General features: G+C 43.7%; 16 protein-coding genes. 15 read left to right on the top strand and 1 reads right to left on the bottom strand.

Annotated features, from left to right (window positions below):
- Positions 1 to 196: 196 nt before the first annotated feature.
- The 9 genes from JO154_RS17630 to JO154_RS17590 all read left to right on the top strand — a co-directional run bounded on the left by JO154_RS17630 (position 197) and on the right by JO154_RS17590 (position 9,724).
- Positions 197 to 907 carry a DUF4290 domain-containing protein gene (locus JO154_RS17630; protein WP_291947923.1) on the top strand — a complete coding sequence of 237 codons (711 nt, stop codon included), beginning with the start codon at positions 197 to 199 and terminating at the stop codon, positions 905 to 907.
- Positions 907 to 2,214: a UDP-N-acetylglucosamine 1-carboxyvinyltransferase gene (gene murA / locus JO154_RS17625; RefSeq protein ID WP_291947921.1), complete on the top strand. Its 1,308-nt coding sequence runs from the start codon at positions 907 to 909 to the stop codon at positions 2,212 to 2,214. The genes JO154_RS17630 and murA overlap by 1 nt, the downstream gene beginning before the upstream one ends.
- A gap of 93 nt (positions 2,215 to 2,307) precedes the next feature.
- Positions 2,308 to 2,877, top strand: coding sequence for a guanylate kinase (gene gmk, locus JO154_RS17620; protein ID WP_291947919.1), 570 nt, complete (start codon positions 2,308 to 2,310; stop codon positions 2,875 to 2,877).
- 42 nt (positions 2,878 to 2,919) lie between these two features.
- Positions 2,920 to 4,182: a hemolysin family protein gene (locus JO154_RS17615; protein WP_291947918.1), complete on the top strand. Its 1,263-nt coding sequence runs from the start codon at positions 2,920 to 2,922 to the stop codon at positions 4,180 to 4,182.
- 613 nt (positions 4,183 to 4,795) lie between these two features.
- Complete coding sequence (tatC, locus tag JO154_RS17610; protein ID WP_291947916.1) at positions 4,796 to 5,656, top strand: twin-arginine translocase subunit TatC; 861 nt, start codon at positions 4,796 to 4,798, stop codon at positions 5,654 to 5,656.
- A 54-nt stretch (positions 5,657 to 5,710) separates the two neighbouring features.
- A complete protein-coding gene (rpiB, locus tag JO154_RS17605) occupies positions 5,711 to 6,169 on the top strand; it encodes a ribose 5-phosphate isomerase B (protein WP_291947914.1) in 459 nt (152 codons plus the stop codon).
- Between the two features lie 105 nt (positions 6,170 to 6,274).
- Entirely contained in the window at positions 6,275 to 7,804 is a 1,530-nt protein-coding gene (locus JO154_RS17600; RefSeq protein ID WP_291947912.1) for a M28 family peptidase, read from the top strand.
- 607 nt (positions 7,805 to 8,411) lie between these two features.
- Positions 8,412 to 8,942: an HdeD family acid-resistance protein gene (locus JO154_RS17595; protein WP_291947910.1), complete on the top strand. Its 531-nt coding sequence runs from the start codon at positions 8,412 to 8,414 to the stop codon at positions 8,940 to 8,942.
- A 281-nt stretch (positions 8,943 to 9,223) separates the two neighbouring features.
- On the top strand, positions 9,224 to 9,724 hold the full coding sequence (locus JO154_RS17590) for an RNA polymerase sigma factor (protein ID WP_111591376.1): 501 nt from the start codon (positions 9,224 to 9,226) through the stop codon (positions 9,722 to 9,724).
- A 191-nt stretch (positions 9,725 to 9,915) separates the two neighbouring features.
- On the opposite strand, the gene JO154_RS17585 is transcribed toward JO154_RS17590, so the two are convergent.
- A complete protein-coding gene (locus JO154_RS17585) occupies positions 9,916 to 10,050 on the bottom strand; it encodes a hypothetical protein (protein ID WP_291947907.1) in 135 nt (44 codons plus the stop codon).
- Between the two features lie 18 nt (positions 10,051 to 10,068).
- On the opposite strand from JO154_RS17585, the gene JO154_RS17580 reads away from it, so the two are divergent.
- From JO154_RS17580 to JO154_RS17555, 6 genes are all read left to right on the top strand, one after another.
- Positions 10,069 to 12,417, top strand: a complete 2,349-nt coding sequence (locus JO154_RS17580) for an ATP-dependent helicase (protein ID WP_291947905.1) — start codon at positions 10,069 to 10,071, stop codon at positions 12,415 to 12,417.
- A gap of 9 nt (positions 12,418 to 12,426) precedes the next feature.
- A complete protein-coding gene (locus tag JO154_RS17575; RefSeq protein WP_291947903.1) occupies positions 12,427 to 12,888 on the top strand; it encodes a regulatory protein RecX in 462 nt (153 codons plus the stop codon).
- Between the two features lie 62 nt (positions 12,889 to 12,950).
- Positions 12,951 to 13,748 carry an amidohydrolase gene (locus JO154_RS17570; RefSeq protein ID WP_291947901.1) on the top strand — a complete coding sequence of 266 codons (798 nt, stop codon included), beginning with the start codon at positions 12,951 to 12,953 and terminating at the stop codon, positions 13,746 to 13,748.
- Between the two features lie 7 nt (positions 13,749 to 13,755).
- On the top strand, positions 13,756 to 14,148 hold the full coding sequence (locus tag JO154_RS17565) for a VOC family protein (RefSeq protein WP_291947899.1): 393 nt from the start codon (positions 13,756 to 13,758) through the stop codon (positions 14,146 to 14,148).
- An 11-nt stretch (positions 14,149 to 14,159) separates the two neighbouring features.
- Positions 14,160 to 15,257, top strand: coding sequence for an N-acetylglucosamine-6-phosphate deacetylase (gene nagA / locus JO154_RS17560; protein WP_291947897.1), 1,098 nt, complete (start codon positions 14,160 to 14,162; stop codon positions 15,255 to 15,257).
- 33 nt (positions 15,258 to 15,290) lie between these two features.
- Positions 15,291 to 16,955 carry a glycosyltransferase family 39 protein gene (locus JO154_RS17555; RefSeq protein ID WP_291947895.1) on the top strand — a complete coding sequence of 555 codons (1,665 nt, stop codon included), beginning with the start codon at positions 15,291 to 15,293 and terminating at the stop codon, positions 16,953 to 16,955.
- The last annotated feature ends 36 nt before the right edge of the window (positions 16,956 to 16,991 follow it).

Raw genomic sequence — 16,991 nt, 5'->3', positions numbered from 1 at the left:
GAAAAAAATAACTGTCGTCAATGGAGGCATACCAGCTCTCTAATTTTAACAGGACCAAAGATTAGATCTGAAATGTTCCTCATATTTTTTTATTATGTTTGCAATGATGTTGCCGATTAACTTCTTCCCTTTTGAGCGCTTTGCAGCTCTCATTAAAGATGTCTCCTCATCAAATAATACTTTTTAAACAATAGTAATGGAATATAATACCACGCGTAATCACCTGACAATGAAAGAGTATGGCAGAAATATCCAGAAAATGGTAGAATTTCTGCTTACCATTGAGGACGATATGGATCGCCAGCGTAATGCTATGGCTGTCATAGAGCTGATGGGTACGCTGAATCCACATCTGAAGAATGTGGAGGATTTCAGACATAAACTGTGGGATCATATATTCAATATCTCCGGTTTTGCGCTAAAGGTAGAGTCGCCTTACCCCATCCCTACAAAGGAAACACTCAAGGCTAGACCAGAAAGACTGGAATACCCTAAAAAATATCCAAGAAATCGTCACTTTGGTAAAAATCTGGAAATGGTGATTGACAAAGCCATTTCGGAAGAAAACCCTGAAAAGAAAGAAGGTTTCACCCAAACCGTTGCCAATTACATGAAGCTGGCTTACACCAACTGGCACAAGGAAAGCGTACATGATGACGCTATCCGTGCAGAGTTGTCGTCTATCACCGGCAATCAACTGGAATACCATCCAGGTGCTGCAAGTGCTATTGCAAGCAGCAGTTCACAGCAGTTCTCACAAGGCTCCGGTTCACAAGGTGGTGATCACTTCCGTACCAGCAGCGGTAAACGCAAGAACTTCCAGCAGAATCAGAAGTTCAAAGGCGGTAGCGGCAAAGGAAATAGCAACAAGCATAGTAACAAATTCAACAAAAACAGGAATAAGTAGTGAGCAGTGCTTTTGAAGTAAGAGGCGGCAACCGTCTGCAAGGGGAAATTATACCCCAGGGTGCCAAAAATGAGGCTTTACAGATCATCAGTGCAGTAATGCTTACCCCTGAAAAGGTAACCATATCTAATATCCCGGACATCGTTGATGTTAATCTCCTGATAGAACTCCTGGGAGATGCTGGTGTAAAGATTAACCGTGTTAGCAGAGATGTCTGTGAATTCCAGGCAGATAATATTGACCTGGACTATCTCCAAAGCCCAGAATTTAAAAAGAAATCAGGTCGTTTACGTGGATCTGTCATGATTGCCGGACCTCTCTTGGCAAGATTCGGAAAAGCATTCATCCCTAAACCAGGTGGTGATAAAATCGGTCGTCGCCGATTGGACACACATATCATCGGGTTTGAAAGATTGGGTGCGAAATTCATATACGATTCAGATGATAATTTCTTCCGCCTGGAAACAACTGGCTTGAAGGGGACTTACATGCTCCTGGACGAACCAAGTGTTACTGGTACTGCCAACATTCTGATGGCGGCAGTAATGGCAGAAGGAACTACCACTATCTATAACGCAGCTTGTGAACCTTACCTGCAACAGCTTTGTAAAATGCTGACTCGCATGGGTGCAAAAATTCAAGGTATCGGTTCCAATATGCTGACCATCGAAGGGGTGAAATACCTGGGCGGTTGTGAACATACCATGCTGCCAGATATGATCGAAATCGGTTCCTTCATTGGACTGGCTGCGATGACCAAGAGCGAGATCACCATCAAAAACGCAGGAGTGGAGCATCTGGGAATTATTCCTGAGAAATTCCGTCAACTGGGTATTAATCTTGAAATCAGAGGGAACGATATTTATATTCCTTCCCAAGAAACATATGAAATCCAGACTTTCCTGGATGGATCTATCCTCACCGTGTCCGACCATCCATGGCCGGGCTTTACGCCGGATTTGCTGAGTATCGTACTGGTAGTGGCAACACAGGCGAAAGGTAGTGTGATGATTCACCAGAAAATGTTTGAAAGTCGCCTTTTCTTTGTGGATAAACTGATCGACATGGGTGCACAGATCGTACTCTGTGATCCGCACCGTGCAGTAGTGATTGGCCTTGGCCGTCAGCATGCACTGCGTGGTATAACCATGTCTAGTCCGGATATTCGTGCAGGGGTATCACTGTTGATTGCAGCCCTCAGCGCAGAAGGAAAGAGCACTATTCAGAATATTGACCAAATAGACCGCGGCTATCAGTATATCGATGAGCGACTCAGAAAGCTGGGTGCAGATATCAGACGCGTTTAAAATATTACAGTTCATAACACCAACAGAGCCCAAATACCAGGAACCAAGTTCTGGTTTTTGGGTTTTGTATTTGGGGTAGCTGAGAAAGGATTTATGGAAAGAAAAATTATCATTATCACTGCGCCATCCGGAGCAGGTAAAACAACTATCGTAAAAAAACTGTTGGCAGCGATGCCACAGTTGGCGTTTTCCATCTCTGCCAGCACGAGACAAGCCCGTGCCAATGAGGTAAACGGAAAAGATTATTATTTCATCACCTTGGACGAGTTTCATCAGAAAATTGAAGAAAACGCATTCGCAGAGTATGAAATGGTATACGCAGGGAAATATTACGGCACGCTGAAAAGCGAACTGGAACGGATTTGGAGTAATGAACAATTCCCGATGGTAGATATTGATGTAAAGGGAGCGTTATCGATTAAAGATAAATATCATCAGGAGGCATTGACTATCTTTATTGAGCCGCCTTCTATTGATGCATTGAGAGAGCGACTAAGCGAGCGGGGCACAGAAACGCAGGCTTCTCTCGAAGAGCGACTGGCGAAGGCGCGGTATGAACTTTCTTTTTCACATGAATTTGATAAAATCGTTGTAAATGATGTGCTGGAGAGAGCTTATGAAGAAGTAAAAAATTTGGTAACAGATTTTTTACATATAAAATAGCTCAGTGATTGTTGGTTTTCCTAATTTGTTATTTTTGATGCGATGGACGGATACACAATTATTATTTTAGTCTTCCTGATTTTATTGGCGGGATTTTTCGCTGGCATTGAGGCTGCGTTCGCAAATGTGAACAAACTCAGTATTGAACTCAAGAAAAAGCAGGGTAGGACTACCGGCAAAATACTGGCTGCGCTGAATGAGCATCCCAGTCGATTACTGGCTACGAGTCTGGTAGGGTTTACCATTACCATTGTTATCTACAGTATAATGATGGCGGGTACTATTCAGCCGCTGGGCGTAGTAGCAGCTCCTGAAATTGCCAGTATACAACCCCTGGTGATATTCCTGGAGATACTGTTAGCTTCGTTATTAATACTTTTCTTGGGATACTTTATTCCAAGGGCGATCTTTCGTTCTCGTCCGGAGGCATTGCTGAGTTTCTTTGCCCTGCCGATATCAATTATCGCCAAGCCACTGTATATTATTGGTAATATGCTGGTGTCTATTGCAGAATGGATGCTGAAATACTTATTCAACGTGCGTTTGCTGGAGAATAGGGAATCTTTCACCCGTGTGGATGTGGATCACTTCATTCGTCAGTCGCAGCAGCATGTGAGTGAGAACCAAGAATTAAATACAGAGCTTTTCGAAAATGCGTTGTCGCTGGCCCATGTGAAGATCCGTGGCTGTCTGATTCCCCGCAAGGAAATCGAAGCTATGGAGATCGACAGTCCGATAGAGCAGGCGAGAAGTAAGTTCATGGAAACGAAACTCTCTAAGCTAGTGATATATGAAGGCAGTATAGACAATATCCTGGGGTATATTCACCAATTGGATATGTTTAAAGCACCAGATGATATTAAAACCATTATTCACCCTATACTGGCAGTTCCTGAAACCATGAGTGCGATAGACCTGTTGAGTAAGTTCAATAAAGAAAGAAAAAGTATTGCTTGGGTAGTGGATGAATTTGGGGGAACCGCTGGTATTGTAACGATAGAGGACGTACTGGAAGAGATTTTCGGGGAAATCAAAGATGAGCATGACGAAGAAGAGTTTGTAGAGAAGCAGATTGCAGAGAAAGAATATATTTTCTCCGGCAGGCTGGAGCTTGATTATTTGAATGAGAAGTACGGATTAGATTTTCCAGAGGATGAAAGTGAGACATTATCAGGGTATATCATTAATCACCATGAAACTATTCCTAAGATTAAGGAGCGTATCATAATAGATGATTATGAGTTTGATGTACTGAATGTGACGGACACAAGGATAGAAATGGTGAAGATGAAGATCCTCGGGTAGGGAAAATTGCAGAATTTGCAGTGTTTTTTACCGTTGATCACAAAAATTACAACTATTTATATATTTTCATAATATTTGTGTTAACATCACAATAACAAAAATTGCTAAAACGTTTTTTAAAAAAGTAGTAGGAATTTAACACGGAATGTATACATTTGCTGTCGTTGATGTAACACTATGATTTGATTTTTGTTAAAAGGTTGTAAAAAAAGTGTTCCAACATTGATAATAAAATATTTCTCGTTATTTTTGTATTACAAAATAAAGCTACCAGAGATTCTTACTTATTCTGAACGCTTGCCATCAATTAGGTAGGTAGTAGATCTGGAAGCCAAAGACATTCTCGAATTCAACTTTTTTGGGGTTAACAAACAATGGATGAAAGGCCGGCTCTTGATTCTTCTCGGGCTGGCTCTTTTTTTGTACCTACCTCAACCTTGACACTCCACTTCTCTTAAATAGCATATTGCAAACTCTGCGGGAAACGTGTCTCCCTAAACCTCTTCAATTACTATTTCCGCACGTAAAAGAGTTCTGTTATTTGTTCTGTTCAACTGCTATATTTGTGCTCCTGAATTGATCACCGATTTCAACCTGGTTTGAATAGTAAAACATGTTAAAGAAATTTTTCTCGAAGAATAACGATAAGGCAGAGATGTCATTTTTCGACCACTTGGAAGACCTTCGCTGGCATATCGTTAGATCCGTATTAGCCATAGTCGTATTTAGTACTTTCGGGTTTATCTATACCACAGAGATATTGGACAATGTGGTCTTTGGGCCAACCAATGCCAGTTTCCCTTCTTACAGAGTGTTATGTAACCTCGGACATTTCTTTGGGCTAGGGGATTCCCTTTGTATTAAGCCTGTGCCTGTGATTTTCCAGAATTACAAGATGGTGGGCCAGATTATGTTGCAGTTCAGAATGGCATTTATGATTGGTTTCGTATGTGCGTTCCCGTATATTTTCTGGGAATTCTGGCGCTTTGTGAAACCAGCATTGAAAGAAAGAGAGCTGAAAGGAGCCAGAGGCGTTATTTTCTGGGTATCCTTCCAGTTTTTCCTGGGTATCTTCTTTGCCTATTTTCTAATGGCGCCCTTTACCATTAACTTCCTGGCGTCTTATACGGTGACCACTAAAGCGGTCAACCAGTTTTTCATAGAAGATTATTTTGATCTGATGTCTCAGATTGTACTGGGTATGGGTTTCCTGTTTGAGTTGCCTGTGCTGGTATTCTTCCTGAGTAAATTCGGCCTGATTACGCCTAAATTCCTCCGTAGTTACCGTAGGCATGCAGTGGTAGTGATCTTGGTATTGGCAGCCATTATTACGCCGCCAGATATCGTTGACCAGTTGATTGTATTTACGCCGCTGTATCTCCTGTATGAAATCAGTATCTTTATATCAGCGAAAGCAATCCGCGATAGGGAGAAGAAAAATGAAACTGTAGAAGAAGTTGAAGAATGGTCCTAATCACACAACAGATAGGTAATTAGCCAACTTCATTCAATTGTAAACTTACTTGTTATGGAAAAAAATGCCTTTAACCTTGCACTGCCGGTGGCCATCGGCTCAGACCATGCAGGTTTTGAGTATAAGGAAGAAGTGATTTCATTCCTGGAAGCAAAGGGGCTGAAAGTAAAAGATTTCGGTACCTATTCGAAAGATTCTGTAGACTATCCGGATTATGCACATCCGGTGTCTACTGCAGTGGAAAGAGAAGAAGCAGCATTTGGTATTTTGATTTGTGGCAGTGCAAATGGTGTGGCTATTACGGCCAACAAACACCAGGGCATTCGTGCTGCGATCTGCTGGGGTGAAGAGCTGTCTAGGCTTGCCCGTCAGCATAATAATGCCAATGTACTTTGCATACCAGCTAGGTTTGTAGATGTACCGGTAGCCAACGAAATGGTGGATATATTCATCAACACCCCATTTGAAGGCGGTCGCCATGAGAATAGAGTTCGTAAAATGGCTTGTCTGTAGTAACAGCGGCCACAATGATAAATTTTGTATTTTAAAGAGCCGGGAAACTTCCCGGCTCTTTTTTGTGTTATACCTGCTGGATCCCCAGTTAAAATATACTTCCACATGAGATGTACCCGTGTAGCCATTTGTAAATTGCTTTGTATTATCATGACTGTTTCCTGCCAGGCTCAGCCGGCGCCAACAGATGCTACTGTTGCCAAACAATTTGCTTCATTCATAGATACAGGATGGTTACATCAAAGGTTGGGAGTTATTGCAGGCCCACAGATGGAAGGGCGGGAAACTGCCACCCGCGGGCAAGCCAAAGCAGCAGCTTATATCATATCTCAATTTCGCGAAGCCGGACTTCAGCCAGGGGCTGCGGGTCAGTGGGAGCAGTTTTATAATATGTATGAAGACACATTGCTCACTGGCTTGATACGTATCAAGGATAAAGAATATCATTTCGGGGAGGATTTTATTACTGATTTACTGGATAGCAAATCTGAGCAACTAGATGCAGACCATCTGGTGTTTGCTGGTTACGGCTTGAGAAATGAGCGTGTGGATGATTATAAAAACCTTGATGTAAAAGGGAAAGTAGTATTAATCCGGGAAGGCGTGCCATCCGGGATTCCAAGAGAGTATGGCATCTCCTCCAACAAACTAGCAGCCGCCAGGTCAGTTGGGGTAAAAGCATTACTGATGATATCTCCACATGCTAGGAATTATCGTTTGCTCAACAAATCGCAATTAAGACATACAGGATTGTATATGCCTGGCCCAACTTCCGCCGGCCCTAATATTTACTTTATCACACCCGCTATGGCGGCAGATTTACTGGGGAAACCCTATTCGGACAGTTTATATGATCCGAAGAAAAATAATTTTCGTGTACCCACACATGTTAAGGCTCCTATCCATATTGAATTAACGAAAAAAAGTATCGTATATCATCCCTCCAATGTACTGGGGATGATAGAAGGCAGTGACAAGAAAGATGAATATGTGTTTGTAACCGCACATTATGATCATTTGGGATTACAAGATGGCGTATTATATCCGGGAGCAGATGATGATGGCTCTGGCACAACGGCTGTGATGGCTATTGCGCGCGCATTTGCCCAAGCGAAAGCAGCAGGGCATGGACCACGGAGAAGCATGATATTTATGTTGGTATCTGGGGAGGAAAAAGGGTTGTTAGGATCGGGGTATTATACTTCAAATCCGATATATCCTCTTGAAAAAACGGTCACAGATCTGAATATTGACATGATTGGTCGAATAGATCCCGCACATGAGCAGGATACTAATTATATTTATATCATAGGGGATAACAGGCTGAGTTCTGAACTACGAGGGATCAATGAACAATCGAACAGGAACACAAGATTCAAATTAGATTACAAGTATAATGATCCGAATGATCCAGAAGATTTTTACAGGAGGTCGGACCATTACCATTTTGCAGAAAAAAATATTCCTGTTATTTTCTATTTTAATGGCACCCACTGGGACTATCACCAGCCCGGAGATACGGTAGACAAGATAGATTTCCCATTGTTACAGCGCAGGGCGCAATTAGTTTTTTACACTGCCTGGGAGATTGCAAATAGAGACGCACGATTGAAAGTGGATAAGGCGGAGAAATAATAAAAGTGGACGAATAGAATTTACCAACTGGTTAACCTTCGTTTTTCGTATATGCGTTAGTGTGAGGTCTGAGAAATTGCGATAAACGGCCACCCAAAAGGTTTTGTTTATTTTAACAAAATTTTATAAATTTATAATAGAGTCCTAGTCTTAATGAAACAACGCATGTGTTGTTTATAGTATGTGAGTCTATTAGCATGTTTTAGCTATCAGTCGTAAGTCATCAGGCTGATTTTTTTCGAGAGTCGGGCACCCGTTAAACATTTTGAGCTAACCTGTTGTTGTTCAAGCAGTAATTCATGTTTTCAGGGAGGATTTTATGTGCCTAGTCATAAATATTGTGGTACCTCAGCACTGATTACATGTATAGATTACTGAATATGAAAACGCCTGCCATTATGCTTTTATACAAAATGGGGTAAAATCTCCATAGTGTGGATGCAATGAAGGCCTATTTTAAGCAACAAGTAAAGTAAAAAGGGAGCTGGTACCCGGGTTTCTGATTATTCAAAGGATTGTTATTGTTATCGAAAAAAAGTCTGATTGTACGCTGGCGTATACCTACCGATTATTTGCAGCGGATTGTGAAACCATAAACCAGGAATGCATGCCGAGTTTTTATAGCGATTATTGGTGGATTTTTCTGTTGAGGGGTTTATTTGCCCTGATACTGGGTGTGTTGGCCATTTTCTGGCCAGTTGCCACATTCACCACACTGGTAGTATTTTTGGGGGCTTATCTCTTAATTGCCGGTGCATTTGCTATAGCAGGGGCGCTTGCTGCCCGGAAGACATCTGAGAACTGGGGAGTCTTTCTATTATCGGGAATTGTTGGTATAATATTAGGGGTCCTCACCATTATTAATCCATTCGCTACAGGAAATGCCCTCATATACCTGGTTGCATTCTGGGCTATAATTGCCGGATTGTTCGAGATGATAATTGCTATCAGGCTGAGGAAATTAATCACAGGGGAAGGCTGGTATATAGCTGGAGGACTGCTGACTATCTTTTTTGGCATTGTGTTGATATCTAATCCGGTGGCTGCCGCCATTACTCTGACCTGGATTTTTGGTTTTTACGCTGTTGTATCAGGAATTATGTTGATCTCTTTATCTCTTAGGCTCCGTAAGCGCTGAGTCTTCGCGGATTTTACCCTTTATTTTTCGATTGCCCCATATGCAAGCTTATTTTCTAACTAAAACGCATCACTATGAAACTAAAAACACCAGATTAACGGACCAGTACTGGCCACTGACCGGGTGTTGATACCTCCTGTCGATTGCTGGTACAAAAGATTGGCAGATGCACTGGGTGGAGCCCCGGCGATTACCATCTCTGTCCGTCTTTCACCTAACTCCCTGCTCCTGTTGGAGCTGCTATACTGTAGCGTATTTCGAAAAATTTAAAGTTAACCGTTATGTCATCCACCGAATTCAACAATTTGTTACTAGGAAACGCCGATTTTCTGCGTCCGTACGCAGTGACGCTTACCAAAGACTCTGAGTCAGCCAAGGATCTTTACCAAGAAACCTTGTTCAGAGCTTTGTCTAACCGCGATAAGTATCTGGCAGGCACCAATATCCGGGCCTGGCTATATACCATCATGCGCAACATCTTTATTAACAATTACCGCAGAGGAAACCGTCAATATAGACTGCTGGATAGTGCCGTGGGTGATTATCTACTGAGCCATCAGCCTTCTGCCGTTGGTAATTTCGCAGAATCCGAACTGCGGGTGAAAGATGTACAAATGGCGGTGTATAATCTACCGATCATCTTCAAACAGCCCTTTCTGCTTTACTTCGAAGGGTATAAATACTATGAGATTGCAGCGATTCTTAACGAACCTTTGGGAACGGTAAAAAGCAGGATCCACTTTGCGAGGAAAATGCTGAAAACCCGTATTACCAGACATTGATAGCTTAGAACCATTCTAGTAACGTAGTTATATATAATGTTTTTCGATAACGGAAGCCTGCAAACCTCGATATCTTATTTTATCGCCGCTACATCTATGACAACCCTGTAGTGAGCAAAAAGTACAAGACGGTAAACCATGTTGTTGTATCTGTCATCCCTCGCAGGTGCAAGTGGTGACCATATGTTGTTCTATTGTTTGCGGGCTTCAGTTATCTGGAGTGTAATTCCTGCTTTTACTTCCTGTTTCCTTAACTCTTCCTTTTTCTCTCCACTGGATTTTTGTACTTTTACACCCTTCAGATCTAGCATACAAAAACTTTTCATAAACAGCATTTTTTCGTGATGAAGGCAAATTATTTAGATGAGCTGAACGAACGGCAACGCGAAGCAGTCATTCATATCAACGGACCCCTGATGATCGTGGCTGGTGCCGGTTCCGGCAAAACCAAGGTACTTACTACCCGCATTGCCCACCTCATGCAAAACGGCGTAGACGCCTTCAATATCCTGTCGCTCACCTTTACCAATAAGGCCGCACGCGAAATGAAAGAACGTGTGGAGAAAATCCTCGGTAGCAACGAAGCCCGTAACCTCTATATCGGTACCTTCCACTCCGTGTTTGCCCGCCTTCTCCGCGCTGAAGCCCATCGCCTCGGTTATCCCAACGATTTTACCATCTACGATACCGACGACGCTAAGAGCGTGCTCAAAACCATCATCAATGAACTGAACCTTGATGATAAACACTATAAACCCAACTTCGTATATAATCGCATCTCCGCTGCCAAAAACAGCCTGATGGGACCAGAAGAATATCAGCACGACTATTCCGTGCAACAGGAAGATATGCGGGCCAACAGACCCCTCATCGGAAAAATCTACGATATGTACGCCAAACGCTGTTTTAAAAACGGCGCTATGGACTTCGATGATCTCCTGTTCAAAATGTATGTGCTCCTGAAAAGCTTCCCCGAAGTACTCCATAAATACCAGCACAAGTTCCGCTACATCATGATCGATGAGTACCAGGATACCAACCCTGCCCAGTACGAAATCATCAAATTACTCGGTGCCGTGCATGAAAATATTTGCGTAGTGGGAGATGATGCCCAGAGTATCTACTCCTTCCGTGGCGCTACCATCCAGAACATCCTGCAGTTTGAAAAAGACTATGAGGATGCTCGCGTAGTAAAACTGGAACAGAACTATCGCAGTACCAAATCCATCCTGAATGTGGCCAATGAGGTGATCGCCCATAACAAAGGCCAGATCGAGAAAAACCTCTGGACAGACAACCAGGATGGCGATACCATCAAACTGGTACGTACCATGACTGATAACGAGGAAGGTAAATTCGTAGCGGATACCATCGCGGAGCAGAAACTCCGTAACCACTACGATAACCGCGATTTCGTAATCCTCTATCGTACCAATGCGCAATCCCGTTCGTTTGAGGAAAGTCTGCGTAGAAAAGCCATCCCTTACCGCATTTACGGCGGCGTTTCCTTCTATCAACGTAAGGAAATCAAGGATTTCGTGGCTTACCTCCGTATTACCATGAATACCCGCGATGAAGAAAGTCTGAAACGTGTAATCAACTATCCTGTGCGTGGTATCGGTAAAACAACGATCGAAAAAACCGTTGTTTTCAGCAATGAACACAATATCACTATGTGGGAAGTGCTGGAACGCGCTAGGGAATTCGGATTCAAAGGCGGTACCCTGGAAGCGATCGACGGATTCGTTACCATGATCCGTAGTTTCCAAGCCATGCTGGGAAAACACAATGCCTACGATATCGCGGTAAATGTGGGTAAATCTACCAACATCGTAAAAGAACTCTTCAACGATAAAACCACAGAAGGCCTGGCTCGTTACGAAAACGTACAGGAATTGCTGAACTCCATCAAGGAATTTACCGAAACTCCTGATGAAGAAGGGGAACTGCTTGATAAGAGCTTGGGTTCTTACCTGCAACAGATTACCCTGCTGACAGATGCCGACCAGGGAGGAAATGAGGACAGTGATGTGGTAAAACTGATGACTATCCACGCGGCCAAAGGGCTGGAGTTCCCAGTAGTATTTACCGTGGGCCTGGAAGAAACCCTGTTCCCAAGTGGGATGTCTATCAATACCAGGGAAGAACTGGAAGAAGAAAGACGCCTGTTCTATGTAGCCATCACCCGCGCCAAAGCGCGTCTGTGGCTGACTTATGCGAATAGTCGTTATCGCTTTGGGAACTTGGTGCAGAATGAACCAAGTCGTTTCCTGGAGGAAATGCCGGAGAAATTCATTGACCGCAGCTATGCTGGCGGAGGCGCTATTCGTAATGCCTTTGGTAGTAGCAACGGTAATGGCGGCGGATGGGGAGCCGGTGGCAGCAATATGTTCGACAGAATGCAGAAAAAGGCGCCCGCGTCTCCACAAAATCAAAATTCACAACCGCGTCCTGCACCTAAGCCAGTTTCTTCAGGAGCTGCGTCTACGCATGTGCCTACACCTGGATTTGCGCCAGATGATCCGGCAGAAATGGAACCAGGTATGCAGGTAGAACACCAGAAATTCGGTTTTGGTACCATTCAGGCAATGGAAGGCGCGCCTAATAACCGTATTGCCTCGGTCGTTTTCCCTAAAGGCGGCGGAGAGAAGAAAATCATGCTCAACTACGCCAAACTGCGTATCGTACGTTAACTTTCAGGCATGTCGCAAGCATTGGAGAAACTGAGGCAGTATTGTGCCTATCAGGAAAGATGTCATTCGGAAGTGAAGTACAGAGCCCTGGAACTGGGCATGCGTGGGGCTGAAGTAGAAGAGGCCATCGCTGCGCTCATCGCTGAAAACTTTCTCAATGAAGAAAGATTTGCCCGCGCCTATGCCGGCGGAAAATTCAGGATGAAGCAATGGGGCCGCAAGAAAATACAGGCTGGACTGAAGCAAAAACAGGTATCTTCCTACTGTATTCGTAAGGGAATGGAGGAAATTGATGAGGAGGATTATACCGCCGCGTTACAGCAACAGGTAGAGAAAAAATACCATTCGCTCCGTGGGGAAGTTCCGCTGAAAAGGAAGTTCAAAACGATACAATACCTGCTGCAACGAGGATATGAACAGGATCTTATTAGTGAGGCGCTTGAACAAATCGCAAATAATCCGGAGTTGTAAAGGGATAATTTAAAAAGTTTCTAAAGCGGCAGGATGTAAATTTGTAGTTATAATTTTCAACAATGTCAGATTTAAAAGTAACACTTATTCAGTCCGATTTAGCCTGGGAAGATATTGACGCTAACCTGCGCATGTTCGATGAAAAAATCAACAGCATAGGAGAACGGACGGAAGTGGTTTTTTTACCGGAGATGTTCAGTACCGGTTTCAGCATGGTGCCTGAAAACCTTGCACAGACAATGGACGGCAGTGCCTTTCAATGGATGAAAAAGAAGTCTGCTGAAAAGAACATCATTCTCGCGGGTAGCCTGATGATTGAAGAAAATGGCCATTATGTTAATCGTCTTGTTTGGATGTTGCCTAATGGCACATATGGCACTTACGATAAACGTCATCTCTTCGGATATGCTGGAGAGCATGAACATTATACTGCTGGCAGCAAGCGTTTGATTGGTTCTGTAAAAGGCTGGAAAATCAATTTAAATATCTGCTTTGACCTGCGTTTCCCGGTATGGGCCCGCAATACCATTCAGTCAGAAACCGGTGAACCGGCGTATGATGTGCTGGTATATGTTGCCAATTGGCCCGAAAGACGCAATACCGCTTGGAAAACCTTGCTCCGTGCCCGCGCTATCGAAAATCAATGTTACGTAATTGGTGTAAATCGCGTAGGTAATGATGGCAATAATATCTACCATAGCGGCGATACCAGCCTGATTGATCCAATGGGAGAAATCATTTACGAAAAAGCACACGACCAGGATATATTTACGTATACCCTTTCCCGTGAGCGTCTGAATGAAGTAAGAAAGAATATTCCTTTCCTCAAAGACGCTGACGTTTTCACTATTTTAGACTAATCATATCATGATATTAAACGGCATCCATCACATCGCGATCATTTGCGCTAATTACGAACGTAGTAAAGCATTTTATCGGGATGTGCTTGGGTTGCGTATTATCAGAGAGGTTTACCGAGAAGAAAGAGATTCCTGGAAACTGGATCTTGCCATCGGAGATCAATATGTAATTGAATTGTTTTCTTTCCCTGATCCACCTGCCCGCGTAAGCAGGCCAGAGGCACAGGGCCTACGACACCTGGCTTTCTCCGTTACTGATATTGATAAAGCAGTGGCGGACCTTCAAAGCAAAGGTATTACCCCAGAGCCTGTACGAATTGATCCTCACACAAATCAACGTTTTACTTTTTTTGCTGATCCCGATGGGCTACCTTTAGAGTTATACGAAGTATCACGCTAAAAATACCAGATATGCCCACTTCATATGTTAATGCCACTGTATTTACCGGAGAGGAAGTATTGAAAGGTCATGCCGTGTCTACCGACAATGGGTTGATTACTAATATCTTACCCGTAGAAGATGTGCCGGAAGATCATGAGATCATTGACCTAGATGGAGCATATATGGCGCCGGCGTTGGTTGATTTACAGATATATGGCGGCAATGGTCAGATATTTTCTATGTATCCTAGCGTGGAATCGCTGACAGCCACTTATGAATATAGTAAGCAAGGTGGGGCTGCCTTCATTATGCCTACTGTTGCTACGATTGCCCCGGAAATTATGCTGGAAGCTATGCGTGCAGTGCGCCAGTACTGGCAGCAGGGGAGAAAAGGTGTGTTGGGGCTTCACTTGGAGGGGCCTTTCATCAATCCAGCTAAGAAAGGGGCGCATCTCCCCGAATTCATCAAACAACCTACACAGGAAGATATAGACTGGATTTTGGAGAATGGTAGTGATGTAGTGAGACTCGTAACCCTCGCGCCAGAGTGCTGTGATCCAAGGCTGGTAAAGCAGTTGCAGGATGCAGGTATCATCGTGTATGCAGGGCATAGTAACGCTACTTACGCGGAAGCCTATACGGCATTTGAAAATGGTATCCACCATGCCACCCATTTGTTCAATGCCATGTCGCCGTTGGAAAGTCGGGCTCCTGGCCTCGTGGGGGCTATCTACGATCATCCGGGCGTATTTGCCAGTATCGTGGCGGATGGTGTGCATGTGGATTTTGCGACGATACGTATCAGTAAGAAAATAATGGGAAACCGCCTCTATCTCATTACAGACGCGGTAGAAGAGAATAAAGAAGGGCATTACATCTACCTGAAAGAAAAAGATAGATTTGTCAGTGGTACCGGGGTATTATCTGGCTCTCGCCTGACAATGCTACAAGCAGTACGCAACTGTGCAAAACATAATATTTGCAGTATGCGGGAAGCCATCCGTATGGGGTCGCTGTATCCGGCGATGGCCCTGGGAATGGAACAGGAAATCGGGCGAATCGCACCTGGTTGTCGGGCAGCCTTCCTGGTGATACCTAAAGACGGAGAAACAGTCGTTTACGCTTAATGAGTATCTTCGCGTCAAACTTTTAGGTCGCGCATGGGCATACCACATTTCTTTTCAAAGAATCAATATAGAAATCTTTTTTTACTGGGCTGGCTGGTGCTGGGCCTGTTGCAGGCGTGTTTCTCCGAATTGTGGGATGATGAAGCCTATTACTGGGTATATTCTCGCCATTTGGATTGGGGGTACTTTGACCATCCTCCTATGATTGCCCTGCTGATAAAAATCGGTTATGGTATTTTTCATAATGAGCTAGGTGTGCGATTGCTGATTGTGATGATTAATACCCTCACGCTCTGGGTAACCGCCAAATTGCTTAGTAAGGAAGATAACCGGCTATACTACCTGATTATAGGCTCTATGGGGGCCATGCAAATAGGTGGTATGCTGGCAGTGCCTGATGTTCCCCTGATTTTCTTTGCCTCCTTATATTTCTGGGCATACAAAGTATTTGTGGACGAACAAAGCTGGAAAAATACCATCCTGTTAGGAATCGCCATGGCATTGATGTTTTACAGCAAATACCATGGGGTATTGTTGGTATTCTTTACCGTGCTGTCTAACTTGAATCTGCTCCGTGTATTCAAGTTTTATGTAGCCTGTATACTGACTACCGTGTTATTCATGCCGCATATCATATGGCAGTATACGCATGGGTTCCCGTCATTGCAGTATCACCTGGTAGAAAGAAATGCCTCCAGTTATGATATTAGTTTTACCCTGGATTACTTGGGAGGACAATTATTGCTATTTGGGCCATTGCTAGGGTGGTTGGTGATTTATTATGCCTGCATCTGTCCTATACAACACACCTTCGAAAGAGCGCTGAAATTCTCTCTGATAGGGGTGTTGGTGTTTTTTATGATCAGTACTTTCAAAGGGAGAGTAGAAGCCAATTGGACAGTGATGTTATTTACACCAGCGGTCATTCTGGCGCATCAAACGATTAAGCGTAAGGGCTGGAAAGGCCGTGTCTTCCTATATACTTTACCGGTTACGCTGTTGCTAGTCTTGGTTACAAGGGTGTATATGATCTGGGATTTCATGCCAGGGGTGGAAATACGTCCGGAGATCCATAACAATAAAGAATGGACTGGGAAAATAGCGGCGGTGGCTGGCGAAAGACCTGTTGTCTTCCTAAACAGCTATCAGTTGCCTTCGAAATATATGTTCTATACTGGTCATCTTTCTTACAGTCTTAATTCCCGCTATTCCCGCAGGAGTCAATATAATTTCTGGGATACGGAAAAGCAGTTGTGGGGAAAAGAAGTGCTCGTGTTTGGCTCGAATCTCCCTATAACAGACAGTATTAAGACCAGCATTGGTACTTGGGATTATTATCGGGACAGTGCTTATTATTCTTATAATCTGATCCAACTGAAACCGGCCGCTCATCAACTGAAAGTGAGAAGAGGGGAACATTATACGCTTGTCTTGCAGCCGGAGAATAACTATTTTCAATCAGTTCCTATCAATTGGAACAATGAGCCGGTATTGGGATACGGTTTTACTACCAAGGATTCCGCCTATGCACCGGTACGTACTAAAGTAACGCTTGCAAAAGCCATCACGCGGAGATTAACCACCATGGAGGTGATTATGCCAAATCAACCGGGGCATTATCAGTTGAAGTGCAGTGTGTTTTCAGATCCGCTACCACCAACGCATAATAGCCAGGTGATACAAGTGACGGTAGAATAGATATTAAAAAAGCCCGACGAATTCGTCGGGCTTTTT

Source organism: Chitinophaga sp. (genome assembly GCF_019236475.1).
Taxonomy (GTDB): domain Bacteria; phylum Bacteroidota; class Bacteroidia; order Chitinophagales; family Chitinophagaceae; genus Chitinophaga.
The sequence above is the reverse complement of the archived record's forward strand: the minus strand, read 5'-3'. Positions and strand labels throughout refer to the sequence as shown.

Coding starts and splice junctions, on each gene's coding strand:
- JO154_RS17590 (WP_111591376.1), top strand. CDS start 9,224: ATGTCATCCACCGAATTCAACAATTTGTTACTAGGAAACGCCGATTTT.
- JO154_RS17580 (WP_291947905.1), top strand. CDS start 10,069: ATGAAGGCAAATTATTTAGATGAGCTGAACGAACGGCAACGCGAAGCA.
- nagA (WP_291947897.1), top strand. CDS start 14,160: ATGCCCACTTCATATGTTAATGCCACTGTATTTACCGGAGAGGAAGTA.
- rpiB (WP_291947914.1), top strand. CDS start 5,711: ATGGAAAAAAATGCCTTTAACCTTGCACTGCCGGTGGCCATCGGCTCA.
- JO154_RS17585 (WP_291947907.1), bottom strand. CDS start 10,050: ATGAAAAGTTTTTGTATGCTAGATCTGAAGGGTGTAAAAGTACAAAAA.
- JO154_RS17630 (WP_291947923.1), top strand. CDS start 197: ATGGAATATAATACCACGCGTAATCACCTGACAATGAAAGAGTATGGC.
- JO154_RS17555 (WP_291947895.1), top strand. CDS start 15,291: ATGGGCATACCACATTTCTTTTCAAAGAATCAATATAGAAATCTTTTT.
- JO154_RS17600 (WP_291947912.1), top strand. CDS start 6,275: ATGAGATGTACCCGTGTAGCCATTTGTAAATTGCTTTGTATTATCATG.
- JO154_RS17595 (WP_291947910.1), top strand. CDS start 8,412: ATGCCGAGTTTTTATAGCGATTATTGGTGGATTTTTCTGTTGAGGGGT.
- tatC (WP_291947916.1), top strand. CDS start 4,796: ATGTTAAAGAAATTTTTCTCGAAGAATAACGATAAGGCAGAGATGTCA.
- gmk (WP_291947919.1), top strand. CDS start 2,308: ATGGAAAGAAAAATTATCATTATCACTGCGCCATCCGGAGCAGGTAAA.
- JO154_RS17570 (WP_291947901.1), top strand. CDS start 12,951: ATGTCAGATTTAAAAGTAACACTTATTCAGTCCGATTTAGCCTGGGAA.
- JO154_RS17575 (WP_291947903.1), top strand. CDS start 12,427: ATGTCGCAAGCATTGGAGAAACTGAGGCAGTATTGTGCCTATCAGGAA.
- JO154_RS17565 (WP_291947899.1), top strand. CDS start 13,756: ATGATATTAAACGGCATCCATCACATCGCGATCATTTGCGCTAATTAC.
- JO154_RS17615 (WP_291947918.1), top strand. CDS start 2,920: ATGGACGGATACACAATTATTATTTTAGTCTTCCTGATTTTATTGGCG.